The sequence below is a fragment of the Romboutsia sp. 13368 genome (assembly GCF_018336475.1).
Lineage (GTDB): Bacteria > Bacillota > Clostridia > Peptostreptococcales > Peptostreptococcaceae > Romboutsia.
The window spans coordinates 289,533-298,724 of record NZ_CP048741.1 but is presented as its reverse complement, the minus strand read 5'-3'; the positions used below and the strand labels follow the sequence as shown (position 1 = coordinate 298,724).

Genomic DNA, 9,192 nt, shown 5'->3' with positions numbered 1-9,192 from the left:
CGATCTAACGCTAAATTCCTAATTTCCTTAATTCTTGATTTTTAGACTATATTTAAATATAATTATAAATATTATTATTTTTTTAAAATAAAAACTATACATTAGATTATAATATTAATTATAGTATAATCTAATATACAATCTTCTTATGGAGGAAACTTAAATTGAAAAACATAACATTTGGAAATCTACTAGAAAAATTATTATATTTATCCAATCAAAAGAAAAGTAGTTTAGCTAAGTTTATAGGGTACGATGTGTCTTATATAAATAAATGGATATTATCTACACACTTACCAAGTTCTAAAAGAATAAATGAGATTTGTAAAAATATTTCAGACTTTATAATTGATTCATTAGATGAATCAATATCAAATAATATAATTGAATACTTTGAAATTCCTACTGATAGCAGTAAAGAATACATAGGTGAATACATTGAAACAATATTAAAAGATGTTTATATTAACACATCAAGTAAGAATAATAAATCTCCTCAAAATTTACCTAAAACCACTCATTCTGAAGAATATTACAATAGTATGTCTATTGTTAAACCTAATATTGTTTATAATACCTTTTTTAATGAATTAAATAATATATCTGATAAAGAGGATTGTATAGAAATATTAATTTCTTTAAACTTGGTTTATTTAAATCATAAAGATAAAATAGCACTATATGATTTAAAAGAATTTTTATATGTAATAAGCAAAAAAACTAATGTAAAAGCTAGCTTTTTAATAGGATTAAGGGGTGATGGTAAAGATAATAATGATATTATAAATACATTATTAGGAATAAATTTAATTTCTACTTATCCATCTTTAAACTTTAAAATATATAATTGTAACTTAAGTTCAAATACAGTTATTTTTGCTATAAAGGATAAGTTCTTATCCACTAATATATTCTTTGAAGAAGGTGAATGTTTATTTACTACTAGTTCAAAAGATAGATATTTAGTTGAAGAATTTTATTCAAATATCAAATATACATTAAAAAATAAAGGTAAACTTTTATGTTATGGAAAAGACCCTTCATCAATGATTGAAGATCAAACATATATACAATATATAATGAATAATGATTTAAGATGTATTCTTGGTTCTATTAATGAGTTTTTTATGCCATCTGATTTATTTATGGAAATTGCTGAAAGATTATTTGGCCATAACAATAAAATAATTAATGAATTAAAAAAAATAAGTGTATTCCTAGAAAATGTTACATATAAATCTAAACTAAGAGTCTTACTCTTTGAATCAGAGTTAAGAAAGTATATGTCTTCAGGAAAATTACATTTTTTTAATACACCCGTAACTCTTACATTTAAGGAAAGAGAGAGACACATAGAATATATAGAAAAAATTCTTACTAAATCAGATGATGTTGAAATAAGACTCGTTGATGGTGATTTTATTGATGATTTTAAATATAAGCAAAATCCATCTCTATATTTATCAAAAAATTTAAAATTTACAAAAGCTCATCCTGAATCAGGCAAAAATGATTATTTTATAATTAGTGATACTGAATTTAAAAATATGTGTACTAATTTATTTGATAAAATATGGAATACTGGCACAGATATAATTATAAGTGATAAAGAAGAAATCCTCGATAGAATTTCTAAATCTATAAGTTATACTAGACTTATAAGTGAAAGTTTTGGTGAAAATATAGATTAAAATAAAAANNACTATGATATATTGATGGTTTAGTCATTATACCCCTCCTAAAATTATAAGTTTCTATAATTATAATAGATAATTTTATTATTTAAGTTCAATATTCTTATTTTAATTTTGTCTATCTTTTCTTAACTTAACCATCTTTTTCTTTATGCTTATTTCTTTATATTTCTTTACCAAAGCATCGCCCTTATGATTAAGTATATCTACATATGAACATAAATCTTGAACTTCAATAACACCTATATCTTCATTATTTATTCCTGGTAAATTGCTAAATGCACCTACTATATCTATAACCCTTATTTTCTTTTTCTTTCCTGCATTTATATATATTTTTGTTACTTCACTATGGATATCTTCATTTTTTACTTTATTTCTTTTATTTTTTAATATATCTTTAGAGCTTTTTTCAAAGTTTAATTTACCTTCTATTATTTCTTCACATTTTAATTCTTGTAGTTCCTTAATTTTATATCCTATATAGTCTTCTATTTCTTTAATATACTTTTCATCTTTATTAGTTACTATAGTTATAGCTTTTCCATATTTATCTTTTCTTCCAGTTCTACCTATTCTATGTATATAATTTTCCTTATCTCTTGGAACATCATAATTTATTACTAAAGAAATATCATCTATATGTATACCCCTAGCTGCTACATCTGTACTTATAAGTATATTAAACTTATCTTGCTTGAAATCTTTAATTACAAATATTCTTTTATCCTGAGACATATCTCCATGAAGTTCTTTTACTAAAAATCCATCATCTTTCATATTTCTATATAATTTAGTTACTTTATCTCTTGTATTACAGAAGATTATTAATGATTTTGGATTTTCTTTATATATTATTTTTTTTAAATTTTCATACTTATCATTTTCATTAGATATAAATAAGTTTTCATCTATCTGTTTTTTATTCAATTCTTCATTATACTCAATTTCTAATGTTTTTGAAGTATTCATATATTTGTCACAAATGTACTCTATTTCTTTATCTATAGTTGCAGAAAATAGTCCTATGGAACTTTTCTTAGGTACTTTATTTAACATAAATTCCATATCTTCTATAAAACCTTTATTAAGCATTTTATCTGCTTCATCTATAATAAAATATTTTAGATTTTCTAGATTAATAGTATTTCTACCTATATGGTCAATTATCCTACCTGGTGTTGCAACTACAATATGCACTCTTTGTTTTAACTCTCTTATTTGTTCTTTTATTGGTTGCTTACCAAATATAGCACTACATCTTACCTTTTTTAATCTTCCTATATTTGATATCTCTTCTTTTACTTGAAGTGCTAATTCTCTTGTTGGTACTACTATAAGAGCTTGAACATTATTATTTTCTATATCAATATTATTACATATTGGGATTCCAAAACTAGCTGTTTTACCACTACCTGTTTTAGATTTTACTATTACATCTTCTCTATTTAAAAGTCTAGGTATAACTTCACATTGGACCTTAGAAGGTTTATTATAATCTAAGTTATACAATGCTTTTATTATTTGTTTATCTAAATTAAAATCTTGAAATTTTTTACTCATTTATTACCGTCCTTGTTTTTTATTTAAATCTAATATTACATCTTTATCTATATTACCAAAATATTTATATTTTATTAACTGATAACAAAAAACTTAACCTTACATAATATGTCTTTTTTAATTTTAAWWTAAGATTACCTTTTTATTAATTAAATTTATTATTTTTTATCAACAGTTGTTCCAGTAGATCCGAATCCACCTTCACCTCTAACTGTATCATTAACTTCTTCTACCTCTACAAAAGTACAATTGTAAACTCTTCTTAACACGCCTTGTGCTAACTTAGTATGCTTTGGTATAGTTATTTCAAAATCTTCTTCATTTTTAAACATTATACCAAGTTCACCTCTGTAATCCATATCAACAGTACCTTCAAATACTGTTATATCTGCATTAGTTCCAGAAGTCGTAGGTACTCCTTTTACAGTTATTCCTGATTTATTTTTTATTTGTATTCCCCATCCTTGAGGTATTTCAAATATTAAACCAGTTTTTGCTATAGCTTTCTTTGAAGCTGCTACAGTTATATCTTCACTTGTAAATAGGTCAAATCCACTATCTGTCGGATGTGCAAATATTGGTATTACAGCATCTTTATTAATCTTTTTAACGTTCATTATCATATTAATGTCTCCTCTTTAACTAACCTCATACATTACTATATCATTATGATTTAATGATTTATTTACATCTATAACCCTTTGATTAGAAGAACCTCTTAGCATAATAGATAAATTTTTCTTATCTTCTTCAAATCTACCATCCACTAATACATCTATATATTTTAATATTTTCTTTTGAGTAAAAGTAAAATCTTCAATTACATAACCTGTCCATAAATATATTATTTTATCTGGATAATGTTTTTTAAATTGTTTACAAAGCTGTATTACACCTTTAACATTTTGAGGACAAAGAGGTTCCCCTCCTAATATAGCCAAATTCCTTTTTATATTATTCTTATTTATATTTTCTAAGATATAATTTAAATGTTCATTTGTAAATTCTTCTCCTCCTTTAAAATCCCATGTTTCAAGGTTAAAGCATCCTTTACAATGATGTGGACATCCTTGAGTCCAAAGTGACATTGTTATACCAATACCATTTGCTATATCGTTATCTTTAATTTTAGAAAACCTCATATAATCACTTCCAATCTTATAAGTGTAGTACTCTTTGTCCTATTTCTTGAGTACGACCTTTACCCCACATATTAGAACCTATGTATCCACAAGTTCTTCTCATAACTTGCATTTCTTCTTTTTCTCTATTTCCACAGTTTGGACAATACCATTCTAAATCATTATCTAATAATATTTCACCTTCATATCCGCATTTAAAGCATACGTCCGGTTTTGTATTTATTTCAGCATATTGAATATTGTGGTATATATAATTTATTATTTGCTCTACCGCTGTTAAGTTTTTACTCATATCCGGTACTTCAACATAACTTATACATCCACCTAAACTTATATCATGGAATTGAGATTCAAACTGTAACTTTGAAAAAGCATCTATTTCTTCAGTTACATGAACATGATATGAGTTTGTATAATACATTCTATCTGTTACATTTTTTATTTCACCAAATTTTTGTTTATCTATTCTACAGAATCTTGAAGTTAAACTTTCACCTGGAGTTCCATAAAGTCCAAATCCAAGTCCAGTTTCTTCTTTCCATTTTTTACAAACATCATTTAAATAGTGCATTACTTTTAATGCAAATTCTTCTCCTTCTTTAGTTGTATGAGAAACTCCAAGCATTGCTTGTGTCATTTCATATACGCCTACGTATCCTAGTGAAAGAGTTGAATATCCATCTTTTAATAATGAATCTATTTTTTCACCTTTTTTTAGTCTTGCTATTCCACCATGTTGCCAATGTATTGGAGATATATCTGAACTTGTTCCTAATAATAAATTATGTCTAACCATTAAAGCTTCTTTACATAATTCTAATCTTTCATCTAAGATTTCCCAGAACTTATCCATATCTTTATTAGCTGTTAATGCTACTTGTACTAAGTTAAGACTTATCACTCCTTGATTAAATCTTCCATACCATTTATATTGATTATTTTCATCTTTCCAAGGAGAAAGGTGACTTCTACATCCCATTGGTGGGAATGTGTTACCTTCATAATTTCTTCTCATTATTTTTGCACTTTGATAGTCAGGAACTAATCTTTTTGTATTACACTTAGCTGCAAGCTTAGTTATGTAATCATACTTACCGCCTTCTAAGCAGTTATGTTCATCTAGTAAGTAAACAAGCTTAGGGAACTCTTCTCCTATAACCTGTCCTTTATGATTCTTCATTCCTTCTAATCTTTGATTTATCATCTCTTCACATATTAAAGCCATTTCTTTTTCGTACTCATGACCTTCTTCTATTTCTAAATATATAGTAGAGAATGGAGATTGACCATTACTCGTATGAAGAGTTGATAATTGATATCTTATAGTCTGTATACCTGACTTTAATTCTTCTAGCATTCTTTCTTCTGCTAATTCACTTGCTATTTCCTCAGAATACTTTTCTTTATATTTATTAAAATATTTATTATAAGAAACTCTTAAAAATGGTGCTATATGTTTTATTGTTATAGTATTTCCACCATACTGACCACTCGCTATTTGAGCTATTATTTGAGTTACTATAGTACAAGCTGTACTAAATGACTTTGGTGACTCAACTAATTTATTATTTATTACAGTTCCATTTTGAAGCATATCTTCTAAATTTATAAGCATACAGTTATGAATTGATTGCATTGCATAATCCATATCATGATAATGAAGAACTCCTTCATCATGAGCATGAACTATATGTGCTGGTATTATCTTTCTTCTAGATATGTCCTTAGATACTTCTCCTGCTATTAAATCTCTTTGAGTTGAAGCTAATACACCATTTTTATTAGAATTTTCATTTATTACTTCTTCATTACTTTTATTTAAAAGTCCTATTATACTTTCATCTGTAGTATTTACTTCTCTTTTAAATGATTGTACCGCTCTATATCCTTCATAGGCTTTTGCCGTTAACTCATGCTTGTACTCTATTAGTTTATCATATACCATATTTTCAACTTGATATACTGTTGGAGTATTTTCTTTTTGTAATGATTTTAATTCAATTTCATTAGCTATACTTTTAGCTATTTCTTCTTCATATATTCCGCTTCCATATTTCATAGCCTTAAATATTGCATCCTCTATTTTACATTTATTAAACTTTGCAATACTTCCATCTCTCTTTATAATATTTAAGCTCTTAATCATAAAAACACCCCTCTTAAAACTTTTTCTATATTATATTTTGTAAAATAAAAGTAGAATTTTATTGCAAAATATTATTTTTATTTTACGAAATATAATATAKAAAAAGTTTTAAGAGGGGTTTGTCATTTTTTAATTGCGAGTACTATATGTAGTATTATATTAGTTATTTTATACTATATATAGTGTAGTATCAAGTACTTTTTCAAACGTAAACTTTTATTTTTTTGTCAATACTTTTCCCAATATTTTTTATATTTTTTTACAAAATTCTATTCTGTTTTTATAATTTAAGAAAATTAATACACTTTATATTTAATACTCTATATTTCTTATTTTTAGATAATAATWTAGATATGTATAATACATATCTATTTTTTTATTCTTTTCTATTTATGCTACTTTTTTATTATTATTTTTATTTATCTTTGATTTATTGCGTTCTTTTATTGCCTTATCACCATAATAAGTCGCTATACCAAATATAGATATTATTGATCCATATGTCGTCGCTAAATCTACAAATGTAGCATATTCCTTTTGATAGTTATTACCTTCTGGCTGTTCTAAATCTTGTGGCTCTATATGTTGAACGACATATGTTAATGTATTTGCTACTTGCTTGAAATATTCTTTTTTATATGTAGTATATATACCAAATATTAATACTACAATTACAGATGCATTTACTAATATTTTACCAACACTATTACTTTGCTTAATTTTAAATATTTTTTTGAACATATTCATTATAAAGTTCCARTAAAGACCTATATGTATACCAATTAAAGCTATTGATAAATATGAAGCTCCGAAATGAAGCATCTTCCAGAACATTACTCTATCGTAAGTCTGAGCTTTCATCATAAGAACCCCACTTGCGATTATTGAAAAAATACTTATTAATAAAATAAAACTTAATATGTACGATATTTTTACTCTTAGTTTTATTTTTTTATCAAATAATCTTTTACTTATATTTATTATCCACTTTCTATTTAAATACATATGCCATAATATAAATCCAGCAAATACATATCCACCTATTATATGGAATTTAAAACTTACTAAGTTTTTATTGAAAAAAGTTATAAATAATATAGCCATAGCTATATCTAATGTAAATTTAATAATATTTTTTTTATTCATTATRTCACCTTTCTTAATATATTTTATTGATATTAGTTTTCAATTTCATTTATATTTTGCACTACTTTCTACTTTTTTGATATAGTTAAATTTATAAATATATTCGCATAATTTGTTTAATTAAAAAGCACTAGGATATATCCCTAGTGCTATATCAATTAAAATTATTTTCTTTTTCTTCTATTTAATAATGCACCTAATGCCATTAATGAACTTCCTACTCCAACAGCCATCGTTCCATCTATAACTGATCCAGTTTGTGGAAGAGTTTCTAAATCACTTGATGTAATTTCTTTCCATTCACCTACTGTATCTTGTAATAATTTAACTGTAAATTCTATATTTCTCCCCATTGGTATTACATACATTTGAACTTTCATTGTATCACTGAAATCAGATACTTTAAATCTTAAACTTATACTATCTCCTGATTTAGCTGTTACTGTATGAGAAACTTTACTTCCATTTACGTATATAGCATGGTCTTTCATAAATTCTGAACCTGTAAATGTTAATGTTACATATTTTTGTCCATTTATTTCTTCAACCTTAGATACTTCATTTAAGTATGTTCTAGCCATTGTTTTTCCAGTTTCACTTTCATGGTCTACTGTATTTTTCATAGTAGATACTTTTCCTGCTACAACTGTTTCTTCTTCTATTGTTGTCTCTGAAGATACACCATTATTTGTTGTTACAAGATACACCATTATTTGTTGTTACGTTATTAGTAGTACCATTGTTTGTTGAACCATTATTTGTTGCTCCATTTGTTGAAGATGATACTTTTTTAATAGTTGACTCTTCTAATCCAACAGTATAGTTTATAGCCATTCCATTCATAGCTGTTATATTTGCAGATATTCCTATAACAGAATCTATTGATTTAACTTTAAATGTATACTTTGTTCCATCTATAGTTGGATTTACTGTAGCTCCATCAACAGATATTTTTAGATTTTTCATTTGATCAATTAGATCTTTATTAAACTCAAGAGTAAGATATATTCCATCATCTTTAACTTCTATGTATGATACTTCATTTAATGAGTTTCTAACCATACTAGTTCCCATCGAACTAGTTCCTGAGTAAGTTGTATTATTTTTTATTGTATACTTACCATTTTCTAAAGTCGATTCATTTTTATCTGTTTCTTCTTTATCATTTTCTGTATCTTCTACTTTTTTATCTAAAACTTCTATTGATATTTCTTTAGTTGTAGTTTCTCCATTTATATCATAAACAGAATATTTAAGTGTATAATTTCCTGCTGTCTCTATTTTTCCATCATCATTTGTTTCTAATGTACTTGAAGCAGTTATATATTGAGTTAAATCTCCATCTTCTTTATCAGTTGCTGTTGCTATACCATCTATGTAGTTTTTAGCATCAAATGTATCACCTACATTTAAAGATATTTTATCTTTACTTACTTTTAATTCTGGAGATGTATTAGATTCATCTAATGAAACGCCTACAGAAAAACTATGTGGTAATACA

Annotated in this window: 8 protein-coding genes (1 of these 8 cut by a window edge); 1 reads left to right on the top strand and 7 read right to left on the bottom strand. The window is 25.4% G+C overall.

Annotated features, from left to right (window positions below; translation table 11 throughout):
* Positions 1–164: 164 nt before the first annotated feature.
* On the top strand, positions 165–1,691 hold the full coding sequence (locus G3997_RS01180; RefSeq protein WP_296646807.1) for a hypothetical protein: 1,527 nt from the start codon (positions 165–167) through the stop codon (positions 1,689–1,691).
* Positions 1,692–1,802: 111 nt separating this feature from the next.
* On the opposite strand, the gene G3997_RS01175 is transcribed toward G3997_RS01180, so the two are convergent.
* The 7 genes from G3997_RS01175 to G3997_RS01145 form a co-directional block, all read right to left on the bottom strand.
* A complete protein-coding gene (locus G3997_RS01175; protein ID WP_296646803.1) occupies positions 1,803–3,257 on the bottom strand; it encodes a DEAD/DEAH box helicase in 1,455 nt (484 codons plus the stop codon).
* Positions 3,258–3,415: 158 nt separating this feature from the next.
* Positions 3,416–3,880 carry a dUTP diphosphatase gene (dut, locus tag G3997_RS01170; RefSeq protein WP_296646800.1) on the bottom strand — a complete coding sequence of 155 codons (465 nt, stop codon included), beginning with the start codon at positions 3,878–3,880 and terminating at the stop codon, positions 3,416–3,418.
* A gap of 15 nt (positions 3,881–3,895) precedes the next feature.
* Positions 3,896–4,399, bottom strand: coding sequence for an anaerobic ribonucleoside-triphosphate reductase activating protein (nrdG, locus tag G3997_RS01165; protein WP_296646795.1), 504 nt, complete (start codon positions 4,397–4,399; stop codon positions 3,896–3,898).
* Between the two features lie 16 nt (positions 4,400–4,415).
* Positions 4,416–6,545 (bottom strand): anaerobic ribonucleoside-triphosphate reductase, encoded by a 2,130-nt coding sequence (gene nrdD / locus G3997_RS01160; protein WP_296646792.1) that lies wholly within the window; start codon positions 6,543–6,545, stop codon positions 4,416–4,418.
* Positions 6,546–6,935: 390 nt separating this feature from the next.
* Positions 6,936–7,691, bottom strand: coding sequence for a DUF4405 domain-containing protein (locus G3997_RS01155; protein WP_296646791.1), 756 nt, complete (start codon positions 7,689–7,691; stop codon positions 6,936–6,938).
* 164 nt (positions 7,692–7,855) lie between these two features.
* The gene (locus G3997_RS01150; protein WP_296646788.1) at positions 7,856–8,401 is read right to left on the bottom strand and encodes an NEAT domain-containing protein; all 546 of its coding nucleotides are present in this window, start codon (positions 8,399–8,401) and stop codon (positions 7,856–7,858) included.
* Positions 8,376–9,192: the 3' portion of an NEAT domain-containing protein gene (locus G3997_RS01145; RefSeq protein ID WP_442971220.1), read on the bottom strand. It continues 65 nt past the right edge of the window; 817 of the gene's 882 nt are visible here — the last part of the coding sequence; its start codon lies beyond the right edge, outside the window — the gene reads right to left on this strand; the stop codon is at positions 8,376–8,378. Before G3997_RS01145 ends, G3997_RS01150 begins: the two co-directional genes overlap by 26 nt.